We start from the raw sequence: 14238 nt of genomic DNA, 5'->3' as shown, positions 1-14238 counted from the left end.
CCTATGATGGAACAAAATGGGGTTTTTAAGTCTGTTTGCCCATTAGATTGCCCAGACCAATGTGGTTTGCTTTTACATAAAGCAGAGGGAAGGGTTGCAAAGGTGGAGGGTGATCCGGAGCATCCGGTGACGAAGGGGAATATTTGCAATAAGGTTCGGAATATGACTAGCAGGATATATGATGATAATCGCCTAAAATATCCGATGAAGCGGGTAGGCGCAAAGGGCGAAGGAAGATTCGAACGAATCAGCTGGGATGAAGCCATTGAGACCATCACTTCCCGATGGAAAAAACTTATTGAAACAGAGGGTCCAGAAAGTATCCTGCCTTATAGTTTTTATGGGAACATGGGGCTGTTGAATGCAGAGGGAATGGATCGTCGTTTCTTTCACCGCTTGGGAGCATCTCAGCTTGATCGAAGTATTTGTTCCTCTGCAGGATCTGCTGGCTACAGATATACGATGGGTGGCAGTTTCGGGATTGATCCTGAAGATACGATTCATTCCAAGCTCATTATTTTTTGGGGGATTAACGCAGCTAGTACCAACATGCACCAGGTAGCACTGGCTCAAAAAGCCCGAAAACAAAATGGCGCAAAAATTGTAGTGATTGACGTTCATAAAAATCAAACTGGCAGATTAGCAGATTGGTTTATTCCTATTTTACCAGGTACTGATAGTGCGCTTGCTCTTGGAATCATGCATATTTTATTTGCTGAAAATTTGGTCGACTCCTCCTTCTTACAACAATATACCGTTGGTTATGAAGAGTTGCAAGAGCATGTGATTCAATATGACCCCACAACTGTATCAGGAATAACAGGGGTTCCTGTTGAGGATATTTACAAGCTTGCTAGAATGTATGGAAATACCACACCTGCTTTTATTCGCATTGGTAACGGACCACAGCATCATGATAATGGCGGTATGTTTGTCCGCACCGTTTCATGTCTTCCAGCCTTGACTGGTCAATGGCTCATCAAAGGTGGAGGTGCTATAAAGGGGAATTCAGGGTATTTAACGGTTAACACCGTAAAATTGCAGCGTCCTCGGCTATTAAAGAACAAACAGACGAGGGTAATTAACATGAATCAGCTTGGAGATGCTTTGCTCGAGAAAGACCTTCCTGTAAAATCACTATATGTTTATAGCTGTAACCCTGCAGTTGTGGCTCCAGAAGGGGTTAAAGTTAGGAAAGGTCTTGAGCGGGAGGATTTATTCATTGTTGTCCATGATTTATTTTTAACCGAGACCGCCAAATATGCCGATATTGTATTGCCGGCAACATCTTCCTTTGAGAATACAGATGTTTACACCTCTTACTGGCACCATTACATTCAGGTTCAGCAGCCAGTCATCGAGGCCTATGAAGAGTCAAAATCCAATGTCGATGTTTTCCGTTTGCTTGCGAAAGGGATGGGTTTTGAAGAATCAGCATTTGAGGAAACAGAGGAAGAAATGATAGCGGAAGCACTCGATTTTAGGGCTAATCCCTATTTGGATGGACTAGATTATGAAACTTTGGCAGCAAAGCAATATGTTAAAGCAAAGGTTAAACCATTGTTTCCGGGCAAATTGCGGACACCAAGCGGGAAAATTGAGCTATTTTCAAAGCGGATGAAAGCAAATGGATATCCTCCACTGCCGACATATACCCCAATCGTAGTAGACGGGGATCATCCATATCACTTTATCCCAGCACCCAATCATAATTTCTTAAACTCTACCTTTTCAAATAATCAAAAACACATCAGCCTGGAAAAAGAACCACGATTGCACATGAATCGTAAGGATGCCGAGACTTCGGGGATTGTTGACGGGGAGCATGTCCGGGTTTGGAACCAACGCGGAGAATGTATTTTAAAAGTGACAGTAGGCGAAAACGTCCTCCCAGGAGTGGTCGCCACCCAAGGACTCTGGGCAGATTTAGAAGGAACCAAACAACTCGTCAACACCCTAACACCAGACCGCATCGCCGACATGGGCGGCGGGGCAACCTTCTTCTCTGGTCGAGTCAGCGTTGAAAAAATATACAGTGATGTATAAATGGTGACAGGCACCGCCCCTTGGGCGGTGCCTTCTTATTATAGTGAGAGTTCGCCGACGTTTTGTAGTGTGGCTTCTGCTTCTCCTTTGCCTTTTTCCTCTTCTACTGTACCTGTATTTAGTCGGATGATATTTTGAAGGGTTCCTTTTAATTTTCTTTCTCGTACAATTACTTCACCTAGGACATCTAATGTTGCTACCTTAGAGCGTAGCACCTCTTCGTTTACATCACGATCAAGGGTAAGCTGACCATTTACAATAATGGAAACTGGCTGGTTTAGAGCGAGGAATTGATCGTTGGACCATACTTCTTCCCCGTCAATGACGATAAAACTATTTTCGTAGGACAATACTTCTGTCTCCATCAGGCTCAAACGCTCATAGACGAGGTCTTCAACTTCCTCATGGCAAATGATGACGGAAGTAGAGTGTATTTTTTCAATTGCCTTCGCTAGCATATCTCTGGAAACATCACTTTCTATGATTACCGGTTTATTCGTAAACCATTTTTTCTGTTGGAACCGCCGAATGGAACGGCCATTTAAACGCAGCGGCTTTGCCAAGACTTCATACCCAGCAGGAATCACTTCTACGACACAGGTTGTTAATGAAGCTACTTTTTTATATAAATAGGTTTCTTGATTCTCAAATAGCGAGATTTTCCCATTTACTTCTAACTTACTGATTTTTTCATAAAAGAGATCTAGATTTAGGTCCTGCGTAAAGGAAAGCATTCCATTCACCACTAAATATAAAGAATCATCTATCGATTGTAAGAAGGAATTCGTCAATGTGAATTTACCATTTTCAAACCGAGGTGCTGTTCCATCATATGTTTCTACAGCCCCATTGCCTTTTGAAAGCATTTTGCCTGCAATACCAGTGAGATGAGTTGGGCTATATACCTTACCATTCACCATCAAACTTAATTGCCCCGCCTGAACTTGATCTGCCTGAACATTTTTATCAATAATAACGATGCCGTTTACGAGGAGAAAAACTGGCTCGATGATTGATGAAAGATAGTTTTGATCCAGGTGAAAAGTTCCATTAACCAGGTGGTAGCCTGCTGGTATTTCTAAGCTCGACCCGATATTTCCGATATTTAACTTCGTTAACAGATGTGCATTTTCTTTTCCATAAAGCACTAGCCCTACATTTTCAATCCGTTCTACGCCTTTAATACTCTCTTCTGTTGCATTTACCAAGTTTAATAATCCAACATTTCCAATTCGTTGACTCATTACTTTTCCTCCTCCAAAATCTTTCTTAATCGCTTGATCGCAAGATGGAGCTTGTAGCGCACTGTTGACGCGGGAATCTTCAGCTGCTCACCAATCTCCTGACTTGAAAGTCCTAACCAATATCTTTTAAAAATAAGATCACTTAATTCCTGTGGCAAATGAGTGAGTAAGTCAGTAATTTCCAAGTGACTGCTACCGGCCTCCTGAATTGAAAAATCAAAGTCATCCTCCCATTGTGTTAAACGCTGCTCTTTTCTCCGGTCATCAATCAGCCTGTTTTTCATGACCCGAAAGAACCATGCACGCTGCTTATATACTGGTAAACTGAGAAGCTGTGGTTCGTTAAGCGACTTTACCATTGCATCCTGAATCAGATCATGGGCCTCCTGCTCATGCCTTGCAATGGATTTTGCGAAGCGAAACAAATCATCCTTTACCTTTTCATATAAATCACTCACTCCCACATTCACATGGATCACTCGCTTTTACTTTTTTATTTTTAAAATAAAAATCTTTAGTGCTTGAGAATTTCGGTTGTTTTTTGCCGCTTTCAGTAAGATAACGATTTAGGAAAGAAAAGTGTTGGAGAAATTTTAATAAATTTTTTAAATTATTTAAAAAGAGGGTTTTTCTATAGATTAATATAGAAGAAAGATTGTGCCAAGAAAAAAGACAAGTTCCAGATTGGTCCTTGTCTCAAATCGATTACTTACTCTCTAAATCTAAAGGTCGTAACTTTGCTTCAATATCTGCGCGGCGAGGTTCTAGGAATGGCGGGAGTGCAAGCCTTTCCCCTAATGTTTCAACCGGTTCATCCACGTCGAAACCCGGTGTATCCGTCGATAATTCGAAAAGGATATGGTTGGGTTCACGGAAATAAAGGGCCTTGAAGTAATATCGTTCAACCTTCCCTGAATTTATTAGTCCAGATGCCGCAATCCTCTTTACCCAATACTCATATTCCTCCTCATTTGGAACACGAAAGGCGACGTGGTGAACACTGCCTCTTCCAGCACGTTCTCTTGGCAAATCAGGTCTTGTTTCAAGGTGTACCTCCGCACCAGAGCCTCCCTCACCTGTTGCAAAAACTTGAATAGCCGGGAAATCTCCAGCGGGTGATGTATAGGTTCCTACTTGGTTAAAGCCCATAATATCGGTTAACACTTGGACCGTTTTGTCGGGATTGGCAACCGTCAAGGTAACAGGGCCCAAACCGATAATGGCATTTTCAATAGGAACATCACTTTTATCCCAAGGAACGCCCGGACTAACTCCATCTTCTCCATTATCGGCTACCAGAATTAACCGTGTCCCCTCGAAATCCTGAAATGCTAGGGAATCGCGATGGTTTCGTTTCTCTATCTTTCCATGCTGAATACCAAACCTTTTGAATCGTTCCTCCCAATAGTGGAGTGAAGCGGTATCCTTGACTCGAAGTGAGGTTGATGAAATGCTCCCTACACCTGGATAGGTATGCCCCAGCCCAGGTATATCGAAGAAGGTAATTTCGGTGCCAGGACTTCCTTTCGCATCACCATAGAATAAATGATAAGACTCTGTATTATCCTGATTCACCGTTTTCTTGACCAATCTCAGGCCTAAAATCTTTGTATAAAATTGAAAGTTCCTCTCCGCCTTACCGGTTAAGATCGAAACATGATGTAAACCTAACAGCTTCATTTATTGGCCCTCCTACGTGAACTTTACTTTTAATTATCTCGAATTCAAGATAATTATAATCAAACCAGACTCTCCCGTCAACATTCCCGACCCTGCAAACCCTACTGTCCACCCCACGTGGACAAAATGGTTGATTTGTCCACGGGCGGTGCCTGTCACCATTACAGTTTTTCCATTACTGTTTTACCATTACTGGTTATAGTCCCAAACGATTTCCCATTCTTCCTTTTCTTTGACTACGATGACTTCTTGTTCGATGTCAAAGTTTCCGTATTTTCCTTTGTAGGTTTGGGTGACGAGGATTTTGTATACATTTTTCATAGCTGGTCCAGTTTTGGACATTTTCCATTCATCGATTTCTTCAGGTTCACTAACTGTAAAGTCGAACGTTTCAACGCCAAAGTGGTTCATAAATACATGTGCTCGATCTTGGATGTAAGATCCTTTGCTGAATTTTTCCTTCATGGTTGAATGAAACAGGTTCCAGGAAGAGGAAAACTCTCCCTCCTGTTCAAACCGATAAAACTCCTCCACCACAGCAACTGCCTCTTTATCCGGTGAAAACCAAGCACCCTTAATTAACATAAAAACAGACAGGATACAGACAAGCAGTACCATTCCCATCACAAGGCCCGTAACCGGCATAGGTTTTCTAGACATATGTCTCTCCTTCAGAACAGACTCTCCCATACTAAAGACTATGTCCAGCTACGCCCAAATATTAACCAAGTTAACCCTTCAAACAACATTTATGTAGCTTATTGATTACCATTGTCCGCCTGAGGTGGACAGTGTCCACGAGCGGTGACAGGCACCGTCATCGACACCGTCATCAGCACCGCTATCTTCTATCATCTTTCCATTATCTAAATTCGTCCTCTATGTATTCTAGTTCTTCTTGCGGGGTGAGGAGACGGGTGGCTTTGCCGATGTTTCCTTTTTGGTAGGCCCAAATTTGGTTGTGAGCGCTTACTGCGTTGCTAAAGTCTTGCCTTGTCCAGGGTTCTAGGATGTCAAGGAGCATTTGTTTGTGACTACTTTTTTTAAAGTTTTTGGTTTGTATCACTTCATATAGTTTCTGGACTTTATCGGCGGTGATTTCTGAGGCTCCCCATTTTTTGTCTGCTTCTACTTTTTGATGTGTCATGTTGTGAACCTCTTGGATTAGTTCCTCTTCCCTCATGGTTTCATACTCTGCCGTTACTTTGCTTGATACAGGTGCCTCAAAGCCTTTTTCGATTTTTGCTTGTGCCTCTTTCGTTGTAACGGGATCATTTTTCTTTAAGTTGATTTTCAGTCCACTATCATTACTAAAATAAAAATAGACTCCCACCATACAGGCTAGTATCCCAATGATAGAACCTGCCATAGTTAATTTCTTCATGCAGCACTCTCCCGAAACTAAATTTACAAATCTATCTAACTATTTTTACAAAATTCTAATTTCTTTTCATTATACAAAATTTCGCCAATTACATGTACTTTATTGTTTCTGCAAGGCTTATTAAAAAATTGAATTACTACTAGGAGGAGGGATGCGGATGTCAATCATATCAGTAGTTTGTGTTCCAAAAGGGATTGCAATGACCGCAGATAGTAGATTAATAGGCACCTATACACGGGATAATGGAGTGGTTGAGCGCTTTACTTTTTCTGATAATGCCCAAAAGATTTTCCTTATAAGGAATTCAACCGTAGGTGTTTCATTCTGCGGAGATGCCCTAATGGAGGGAAGGACTGTTGCAGATTTTCTGCACGAATTAATGTGTCCCAGTGGAATGTTGGGGCATCTTTTTTTGAAAAAAACAATTTCGTAAATTAACTGATAATATGCAAAAAAAAGCGAAATTCCCCTGCTAAATTTAACTAATCGCGTAAAACGTGATTGTTCTGACAATTTCCTCGGAGTTTTTGATTTAAGCTTGTTCGCTCCGTCCTACATATCCCTATAAGGTAGAGGTACCCGGGAATAAAAGGAAAAGCGCGCTTTTTGAAAGGGACTATCCTTGGAAAGCTTCGAACAGTTAGTCAGTCAATATAAACCAACGATTAAACAAATCATCCATTCCCTTCACATTTACAAAAATAAAGAAGAATTTCACCAGCATGCCCTTATCGCACTATGGGAAGCAAGTAAGCGGTTTGACCCAGCAAAAGGGAACTTTTCCACCAACGCCTATCACTATATAAAGGGCTAATTATTAATGGAATTGACGAAGGCAACCGTGGAATCTGAAAGGACAATTTTACTAAAAGAAGAATTTTGGGATAATGCAGCAACCGATTATACAGACGGTCCGCTGGAAGAAAACATTCTATTATCCTATTGCCAAGACCAAGCACTGACAACCAACCAAAGAAAATGGCTAATGCTAACAGTGCTTGGGAGCTTAAGTATTAAAGAAATTGCCGATAAGGAAAATGTATCTATTTCTGCTGTTAAACTATGGCGTAAAGGAGCGCGCGACAGATTGAAGGGTGTCATAGAGACTCATCGTTAGAAAACACCATAGTTAAAAGGTGCCTTCCATTTTAATAGGAAAGGCACCTTTAAATGAGGGCGACGAACCAGTAGCAATGCAGGAAAAATATCAAGGTATAGAAGCTAGAGGCAAATACAGTGAGTCCCTTTGTAAGGGAGGTGCTTGGTACTTTCTTAAAAAGAATAAACATGTAAAGGCACAGCGAAAATGTCAGTTTAGTGATCAAAAACAATGCCGGATTGGCTTCATATATTCTACTCATTAATGGGTTCATTTCTTGTATAAATGAATTTTCCAATCCAAAGAATGTAATGAAGGCATCAAAAATATTTAAGAGCGATAAATAATGAAAGAGGAAAACCACTAGACTAACACCTCACAATGTTCCTAATAACGAACATATTACTAATTCCTTCTTGAGGATTTGTTTTCCTTCATTATAGAGCGGTAATCGATAGACAATTTCCCCTATAATTCCCTTAATATCCACTTACAAACAGTAAATACTCCTTGTATGTTGCAGTATTGCCTTTGCAATTAGCGTTAACAGCCGAATGAAGTCGAGGAAGATAAAAAAAGCTCGAAAAACGCACATAAAGTTTTTTTGTCGGGAGTGTCGGCCTTAGGTGGAAAGTGTCCACGATCGGTGAACACCTTTTTGGTGTCACTTTGGTGAACACCTTTTTGGTGTCACTTTGGTGACAGGCACCATTTCCCAACATCCCTCACTTATTTCCCACGATCAATAATGCTATACATGACAGGGATGACGAACAGGGTTAATAGTGTGCTGCTTATCATTCCTCCTATGACAGTTATTCCCATCGGCTGGTTGATTTCGGTTCCTTCGCCGATTCCGAGGGCGAGTGGGATGAGTCCTAGGATAGTGGTGAGGGATGTCATAAAGATTGGTCTTGCCCGGTCTTTTACGGATTCTACAATGGCGTCATAAGAGACCATTCCGCCTTCTCTTTTCTGATTGATAAAGTCGACGATGACAATCGCATTATTGACGACAATACCGGCAAGGACAATGACGCCAATAATGACGGTCAGACTAATAGGACTCATTGTGCTAGTCAAGGCGAGTGCTACTCCAATCACCATTAATGGCACGCTAAACATAATTACAAACGGATATTTTAGGGATTCAAATTGTGCAGCCATTACGAGATAGATAAACACCACCGCAAGAATAAGCGCAAGGATCAACTCATCAATGGACGAATCATGCAATTCTTTCTCACCACTAAAAACAATCTCTGACTCCTCAGGAACTTGAAGGGAGTCAATCTCCTGCTCGACCTTCTTTGATATTGCCCCTAAATTAGTGGTTGTTTTGTATTTCAAGGTAAACTGCACCGCACCCTGCTGGTTGATTCTTTGAATATCAACAGGCCCGCTTTTCACTTCAATCTTTGAAACCTCCCCCAAAGTCACATGTCCTCCATTTGGCTTTTTCACAAGGAGACCTTTGAGGTGTTCTAGATTACTTGTAATCTTTCGGTCGTACTGAACAACTATATTGTGAATTTCACCGGCCTGCGAAACCATCTGCGCTGCCCTTGAACCACGGGTCACATCATTCACAATCATCGCAATCTGGGCAGGAACTAACCCATGTCTCAATGCTGCTTCGCGGTCAACACTTATCTGAATTTCATCCACTCTTTCCATCAAATCCGTGGTTAATTCATTCACTTCTTTTAAATTTTTCAACCGATTAAAAATTGTATCGACAGACTGGTTTAGCCTTTCTGGATTCGTATCTCTGACACTAAAAGAAAGGGTGTGCGGACTAGATCCCGTTAAGGACTGCATAATAAAGGATAACTCCGCAGTCGGATTGGCTTCCACGGCCACCTTCACTAACTTATCCATTACATCATCAACAAATTTGAAGGTCGTCCGTTCACGCTTCTCCAATTCCTCCATTTTAATATAAAGCTCACCCTCATTGGCATTTGTTGTTCCTCTGAAGGTCCCTTCTTGAGTGGTGCCAATTAAACTTACAAAGGTATCGACCTCTTGTTCCTTTTTCAATTGGTCCTCAAGGGCAGCAACAACCTTTTCGGTTTCTGTTAATGCGGCTCCATTTTCCAGTTTAATCCGAACACTAAAGAATCCCTCATCTGTGCTCGGCAAAAATTGTGTTCCTACTGTCGTCAAGCCAAAAATGCTAATACCCAGACAGACGGTGGTGATGATGACCACGGCGCCACGGTGCTGAAGCGACCAGCGAACAGCTTTATCTAGTCTTTTTATCCAGCTATTTTTATGCCTCCTGTTCAGAGAACTCCTTTTTGGTGCTTTTAACAACCTGCTCGCAAGCATCGGCACCACTGTCAATGCCACCACCAGTGACGCAAATAAACTAAAGGAAATTGTCAATGCGAATTCGGAAAACATCTCTCCAATCAATCCGGTAATAAAGACCACAGGAATAAAAACGGATACTGTGGTTAAAGTCGAAGCGATGATGGCCGTTCCCACTTCTTTCGTTCCGTCCTTTGCTGCCTCTTTCGGTTCTTTTCCCATCGAGAGATGCCGGTAAATATTTTCAATAACTACAATCGAATTATCGACGAGCATTCCGATTCCGAGGGCTAGCCCGCCCAGTGTCATAATGTTTAAGGTGAACTCTGCAAAATACATAAGAACAAAGGTAACAATAACCGAGTACGGAATCGCAATCCCGATAATAAGCGGGCTTTTTATATTTTTTAAAAATAAGAACAACACCGCCATCGCCAATACCCCGCCAACAAGCAGAGAAGTAGATATATTTCCGATGGCCATCTGGATAAACTCCCCTTGGTCAAAAAGTATTTCAGATTCAATCCCTTTATACTTTTCTTTTTCCAAGAGCTTGTCCAGCTGTTTAAGAAACTCCTTTGATACCGCAGCAGTATTGGAATCAGATTGTTGCAGCACACTGATTAGCACCGATGGTTTTTGATTCATCCTCGTAATCGTATGGTCATCCAGTTTCGTTAATTCTACAGTGCTGATATCTTGAAGCTTTATTTTTTCACCCGTTAATGGATTAACGCTTACGGTAAGGCCCTTAAGGGTTTCAAGAGAATGAATGGAGCTGAGGATTCTGGTAGTAAGCTCCTTCCCTTCTGTTAAAATCGTATCACCCGGCATTGAAATATGATTGGCTTTGATGAGGTCAACCATATCAGATTGACTTAGTTGAAGTCTCTTCAGCTTTTCTTGATCCAGTTCAACTCTTACCTCTTGGGCGGAGGTACCTGAAAGGTTAACACTCGCCACACCAACAACCTTGGTTAGCTCAATTTTCAATTGTTCCGCTAGCTCCCTTAAAGACGTCTCATCCTTTTCGGAATGCAGTGAAAGCTGGATAATCGGAAACATGGCAGGGTCAAACTTAAGGAAACGCGGTTTGCCAACATCATCAGAAAGCGGAGTCATATCAAGGCGCTGAAGAACCTCATTTTGAATTTCATCGATATCCGTCGCCCAGGAAAATTGCATTAAAATAAAATTCGCACCTTCCTGGGAGGTGGAGGTCATGGTTTTAATCCCAGGCAGCGTGGCAAGATTCTCTTCTAAAGGCTTCGTTACCTTCTCAACAACCTCCTCAGGACTAGCACCAGGATATGTCGTAACGACCACTCCTACCGGTGGATTAATCTCCGGAATCAGCTTCATCGGTATATTAAAAAGGGAAACACCTCCCATAATCAAAACAAAAAACATCGTAACAAGAGTAAAAATCGGCCGCCTAATCGAAAAATCACTAATCCACATCCAAACGCCCCCTTACAGCAAGAAAAAAATCATCTACACCTATCATTATTTTCCAACCTTACTAAAATAAACATTTTTCGATGCCCTTTTCGGTGCCTGTCACCACTAATGTACAAATGTCCTCCTGGGGTGGACATTTGGGGGCTGGAGTAGTTTTCGGCACAAAAATATAGAGAAGTGCAGTTTGCACTTCTCTTTGGCTGTGCCTGCTTCAACAGGCAGTTTACAGTTTCCATTTTGGAAAGTCTTTTACTTTTTGTTTTTCATACTCTGTCATTCTAGAATACGAGTGTGACAATTTTGAAAGGATGTACCCCTGAGGGCTAGCGGTTTCGTCCTGATCATTAACCTCTTGCAGTTTAATATTCGTAAACATAATGGCTATTTGAGCTAAACTCTCGATTGTGTCCATCAATTCAGGGTTGTCATTGTAATTTTTCTTGGCAATTGCATAAACAGTATCCAGTCGGCTCCTAATGTGCTTTAGTGTTTCTGCATCAAATTGGTCTTTTTTCATTACATTTCACCCCTTATTAATAAAGCATATGGAACTTTAGCTTATATGGAACTTTATAAAATAAATAAATAAAAATAGGAATAAATTGGATTTACTAGAAAAATGATACTTAGAACAAAAATAGGCATTTTTCTAACTATTTCATTAGAAAAAACCCCTATTTCGCACATTGGTGATTTATAAAAAATATTGGTAACAGACAACGGCCTCCACCTGTTTAAAGCCTTCTTGAATATATAATGCCTGTGCCCGCTCATTCTCCCCGTTCACACTAAGGATCGTTCGTTTATACCCTTTTTCTTTGGCAAACTGTAAAGCAGCCCTCAGCAGAATTCTTCCTATACCCTTCCCCTGGTACTCAGGGATGACTGCAACCGGTCCTATATTCATGATAGGGTCATTTTCATACTCATCATCTGCTCCTCTAATCACTCCTACAGGTTTCCCCTGATGGAAAAGGAGGATCATACCGCCTTCAAGGTAATCATCATCGTTTAACAGCTTTGTCACACCCTCCGTTGTAATTGGAGTTTCACTGCCTTTAAGCGTTGCAAATGCTGCATTTCGTACCTTTGACCAATTCCCCTCATCCTGTCCCCGCTGAAAAGATCTTAGTTCATAACCCTCTGGTAGCTTGAGTTCAGGTACATTTAGGTCCTCCCTCACAAGGAGAAACGCATATCTTTCCAAAGTAAATTTCAATCCCTCAATTATTTCTATCAATAGTCTATTAGTAACTGGAATAAACAGAAAAACCTTATCTAGGTCTGTCGTATGTTTTAAAACTGCCTGTAGCAGCTGCTGATAGCATTGAATGTCATTGATTTCTGAATGAAAGATCCGAAAACGTGCTCTTTTACCACGTTTATGATATTCATCCATAACCAGCGATACAGCTCCTATGATATCCCCCTGTTGATTTGTAAGAATATATGTAGGGGCTTCCTCACTAACCTGAAAATCTCTTAATTCAAAATCATACAAATAAGAGTCATCCAACTCCATCCGATGCTTCTGACAATAAGCAACAAAGTCATGAACCCTCTCTTGTTCTAACGCTACAACATTCATTTTTGGTCCCCCTAGTGGTGCAGCAGTGGTGCCTGTCACCATTTATGCAAATTATACCATTTATACATTCATTTATGTATGAATCCTCCTGTTACCGCCAAAACTGAGGTTAAAAGGGGATTGAATAATATGCGAAGTTTGGTTATTTTCGTTTGGTGTGTGGTCATTTTGATCTTTACTTGTACCGCCAGCTTTCATGATTTAATCCACTTTGGTGTGCTGAGCTTTCGTTTGAATGGACAGCCGGTGTTTTCTGAATTCCTTTCCCCTTTCCCTTCTAACATTAGTAAAAGCTTGCTATTTCAAAAACTTGGGCATATAGCCGCTTTTCAAATTCTTACTGTGCTAGTGTTGATGAAATTTAGATCTATACCAATCATCCTGATTATGACTGCCTCGTTTGCCGCTTTAACCGAATTTCTTCAATTATATTTTAGTCGAGGCGGCAGATTGTTTGATATAGGAATTGATCTTATCGGTATCTTGGCTGCTTTAGGAATGGCAACCATTATCAGAGCAAAACAATCCAAACAAATCAATTTTGATAATTAGGCAGACAGATTGATAGACAAAAGGAATTTTGGCTCAGCACATGTATATGCCAAAAACCTTTTAGTAATTAAGAATAATTCACATTACTGTCCACCTCACATGGACAAAAGCGGCGATTTGTCCACGCATGGTGACAGGCACCATCTTCGTCAGCGCCATCTACTCTACGACGTCAACGATTAAATCATGAATCAGCCATACGGAGGCATCAAACCGTACCACGGTGTAGGTGTTCCTGAAGTTCTTGATTTCTTCTCTTCCTTCTCTTCCATAGTGGATGGAATAAGTCTCTTGGACGGTGACTTCGTAGGTATCTTCTCCTGATTTAACCGGGGTTCCAATTTGGTAATGGATGATTTGCTCTGTGATTTGCCTTTCATACATGTCTATCACATAATCGACTTGCTCCTCGTACAACTGACTTTCAGGATCAAGTAAATGTGAAATATAGACGAATGCTCCATCATTAACTGCCTTTTCAAAGTTCACAAGATACTCTTCCATCAGAAAGATTACAGTATTCTGATCAGCAGCCTCATCTAAACCACTTGAATTGTCCCCTTGAGAAAATGGCCCCCCTTATCCGGTCCCTTCACCCCTAGGAACTTCAATCACAGGAATCTTTGTAGGATCTTCCACCTTTGGTTGATCATTAGAATTGTTAACCGCAGACAAAGGAGGTCCACTGCTACCCTCTGATCCAATCTCATCTTCATTCTTACTGCATCCAGCTAAGAGTAGGAATATTATTATGAGAAAAATGATATGGAAGTAATTTTTCATCGAATCCACCCCAATTTTATCAATAAAAAACCACTCACGGAGGTGTAACGCTCCACCATCATTTATTCTATTCAGTGGACAAAAC

General features: G+C 41.2%; 16 protein-coding genes. 5 read left to right on the top strand and 11 right to left on the bottom strand.

All coding sequences use genetic code 11. The features are described 5' to 3' along the window. Positions 1–3: 3 nt before the first annotated feature. Positions 4–2046, top strand: a complete 2043-nt coding sequence (locus CHI06_RS01050) for a molybdopterin oxidoreductase family protein (protein WP_095246561.1) — start codon at positions 4–6, stop codon at positions 2044–2046. Between the two features lie 38 nt (positions 2047–2084). Here the strand turns inward: CHI06_RS01050 and CHI06_RS01045 are convergent, their stop codons facing one another. From CHI06_RS01045 to CHI06_RS01025, 5 genes are all read right to left on the bottom strand, one after another. Continuing rightward, entirely contained in the window at positions 2085–3290 is a 1206-nt protein-coding gene (locus CHI06_RS01045; RefSeq protein ID WP_095246560.1) for a hypothetical protein, read from the bottom strand. Then, positions 3290–3760, bottom strand: coding sequence for an RNA polymerase sigma factor (locus CHI06_RS01040; protein WP_257009124.1), 471 nt, complete (start codon positions 3758–3760; stop codon positions 3290–3292). Before CHI06_RS01040 ends, CHI06_RS01045 begins: the two co-directional genes overlap by 1 nt. 235 nt (positions 3761–3995) lie before the next feature. Beyond that, positions 3996–4970 carry a ring-cleaving dioxygenase gene (locus CHI06_RS01035; RefSeq protein WP_095246559.1) on the bottom strand — a complete coding sequence of 325 codons (975 nt, stop codon included), beginning with the start codon at positions 4968–4970 and terminating at the stop codon, positions 3996–3998. A gap of 189 nt (positions 4971–5159) precedes the next feature. Continuing rightward, the gene (locus CHI06_RS01030) at positions 5160–5630 is read right to left on the bottom strand and encodes a hypothetical protein (RefSeq protein WP_095246558.1); all 471 of its coding nucleotides are present in this window, start codon (positions 5628–5630) and stop codon (positions 5160–5162) included. Between the two features lie 202 nt (positions 5631–5832). Continuing rightward, positions 5833–6354 (bottom strand): DUF6241 domain-containing protein, encoded by a 522-nt coding sequence (locus CHI06_RS01025; RefSeq protein ID WP_095246557.1) that lies wholly within the window; start codon positions 6352–6354, stop codon positions 5833–5835. 157 nt (positions 6355–6511) lie between these two features. Here CHI06_RS01025 and CHI06_RS01020 point away from each other — a divergent pair, with 157 nt between their 5' ends. The 3 genes from CHI06_RS01020 to CHI06_RS30325 all read left to right on the top strand — a co-directional run bounded on the left by CHI06_RS01020 (position 6512) and on the right by CHI06_RS30325 (position 7471). Then, positions 6512–6787 carry a hypothetical protein gene (locus CHI06_RS01020; RefSeq protein ID WP_095246556.1) on the top strand — a complete coding sequence of 92 codons (276 nt, stop codon included), beginning with the start codon at positions 6512–6514 and terminating at the stop codon, positions 6785–6787. A 189-nt stretch (positions 6788–6976) separates the two neighbouring features. After that, positions 6977–7168 (top strand): sigma factor, encoded by a 192-nt coding sequence (locus CHI06_RS30330; protein WP_257009123.1) that lies wholly within the window; start codon positions 6977–6979, stop codon positions 7166–7168. A 6-nt stretch (positions 7169–7174) separates the two neighbouring features. Next, positions 7175–7471 carry a sigma factor-like helix-turn-helix DNA-binding protein gene (locus CHI06_RS30325; RefSeq protein WP_257009122.1) on the top strand — a complete coding sequence of 99 codons (297 nt, stop codon included), beginning with the start codon at positions 7175–7177 and terminating at the stop codon, positions 7469–7471. A 49-nt stretch (positions 7472–7520) separates the two neighbouring features. On the opposite strand, the gene CHI06_RS31035 is transcribed toward CHI06_RS30325, so the two are convergent. From CHI06_RS31035 to CHI06_RS30320, 4 genes are all read right to left on the bottom strand, one after another. Beyond that, positions 7521–7817, bottom strand: coding sequence for a DUF5658 family protein (locus CHI06_RS31035; protein ID WP_373558123.1), 297 nt, complete (start codon positions 7815–7817; stop codon positions 7521–7523). 365 nt (positions 7818–8182) lie between these two features. After that, positions 8183–11230, bottom strand: coding sequence for an efflux RND transporter permease subunit (locus CHI06_RS01005; RefSeq protein ID WP_095246554.1), 3048 nt, complete (start codon positions 11228–11230; stop codon positions 8183–8185). A 223-nt stretch (positions 11231–11453) separates the two neighbouring features. Further along, entirely contained in the window at positions 11454–11747 is a 294-nt protein-coding gene (locus CHI06_RS01000; RefSeq protein WP_095246553.1) for a hypothetical protein, read from the bottom strand. Between the two features lie 177 nt (positions 11748–11924). Next, the gene (locus tag CHI06_RS30320) at positions 11925–12818 is read right to left on the bottom strand and encodes a GNAT family N-acetyltransferase (RefSeq protein WP_179292500.1); all 894 of its coding nucleotides are present in this window, start codon (positions 12816–12818) and stop codon (positions 11925–11927) included. 129 nt (positions 12819–12947) lie between these two features. On the opposite strand from CHI06_RS30320, the gene CHI06_RS00990 reads away from it, so the two are divergent. Further along, positions 12948–13370: a VanZ family protein gene (locus CHI06_RS00990; RefSeq protein ID WP_095246551.1), complete on the top strand. Its 423-nt coding sequence runs from the start codon at positions 12948–12950 to the stop codon at positions 13368–13370. Between the two features lie 159 nt (positions 13371–13529). On the opposite strand, the gene CHI06_RS00985 is transcribed toward CHI06_RS00990, so the two are convergent. Continuing rightward, a complete protein-coding gene (locus tag CHI06_RS00985) occupies positions 13530–13877 on the bottom strand; it encodes a TcaA NTF2-like domain-containing protein (protein ID WP_441296720.1) in 348 nt (115 codons plus the stop codon). 72 nt (positions 13878–13949) lie between these two features. Then, positions 13950–14153, bottom strand: a complete 204-nt coding sequence (locus tag CHI06_RS29320) for a hypothetical protein (protein ID WP_142300912.1) — start codon at positions 14151–14153, stop codon at positions 13950–13952. Positions 14154–14238 lie beyond the last annotated feature (85 nt).

Origin of the sequence: Bacillus sp. 7884-1 (assembly GCF_002272245.1) — a bacterium.
Lineage (GTDB): Bacteria > Bacillota > Bacilli > Bacillales > Cytobacillaceae > Neobacillus.
This window is presented reverse-complemented; position numbering and strand designations above follow the sequence as displayed.

What these genes read in the sequence shown, in the direction of transcription:
- CHI06_RS01020 (WP_095246556.1), top strand. Translation starts at nt 6,512, where the DNA reads ATGTCAATCATATCAGTAGTTTGTGTTCCAAAAGGGATTGCAATGACC.
- CHI06_RS30325 (WP_257009122.1), top strand. Translation starts at nt 7,175, where the DNA reads ATGGAATTGACGAAGGCAACCGTGGAATCTGAAAGGACAATTTTACTA.
- CHI06_RS01030 (WP_095246558.1), bottom strand. Translation starts at nt 5,630, where the DNA reads ATGTCTAGAAAACCTATGCCGGTTACGGGCCTTGTGATGGGAATGGTA.
- CHI06_RS01005 (WP_095246554.1), bottom strand. Translation starts at nt 11,230, where the DNA reads ATGTGGATTAGTGATTTTTCGATTAGGCGGCCGATTTTTACTCTTGTT.
- CHI06_RS30320 (WP_179292500.1), bottom strand. Translation starts at nt 12,818, where the DNA reads ATGAATGTTGTAGCGTTAGAACAAGAGAGGGTTCATGACTTTGTTGCT.
- CHI06_RS00990 (WP_095246551.1), top strand. Translation starts at nt 12,948, where the DNA reads ATGCGAAGTTTGGTTATTTTCGTTTGGTGTGTGGTCATTTTGATCTTT.
- CHI06_RS01025 (WP_095246557.1), bottom strand. Translation starts at nt 6,354, where the DNA reads ATGAAGAAATTAACTATGGCAGGTTCTATCATTGGGATACTAGCCTGT.
- CHI06_RS01000 (WP_095246553.1), bottom strand. Translation starts at nt 11,747, where the DNA reads ATGAAAAAAGACCAATTTGATGCAGAAACACTAAAGCACATTAGGAGC.
- CHI06_RS01050 (WP_095246561.1), top strand. Translation starts at nt 4, where the DNA reads ATGATGGAACAAAATGGGGTTTTTAAGTCTGTTTGCCCATTAGATTGC.
- CHI06_RS01035 (WP_095246559.1), bottom strand. Translation starts at nt 4,970, where the DNA reads ATGAAGCTGTTAGGTTTACATCATGTTTCGATCTTAACCGGTAAGGCG.
- CHI06_RS01045 (WP_095246560.1), bottom strand. Translation starts at nt 3,290, where the DNA reads ATGAGTCAACGAATTGGAAATGTTGGATTATTAAACTTGGTAAATGCA.
- CHI06_RS29320 (WP_142300912.1), bottom strand. Translation starts at nt 14,153, where the DNA reads ATGAAAAATTACTTCCATATCATTTTTCTCATAATAATATTCCTACTC.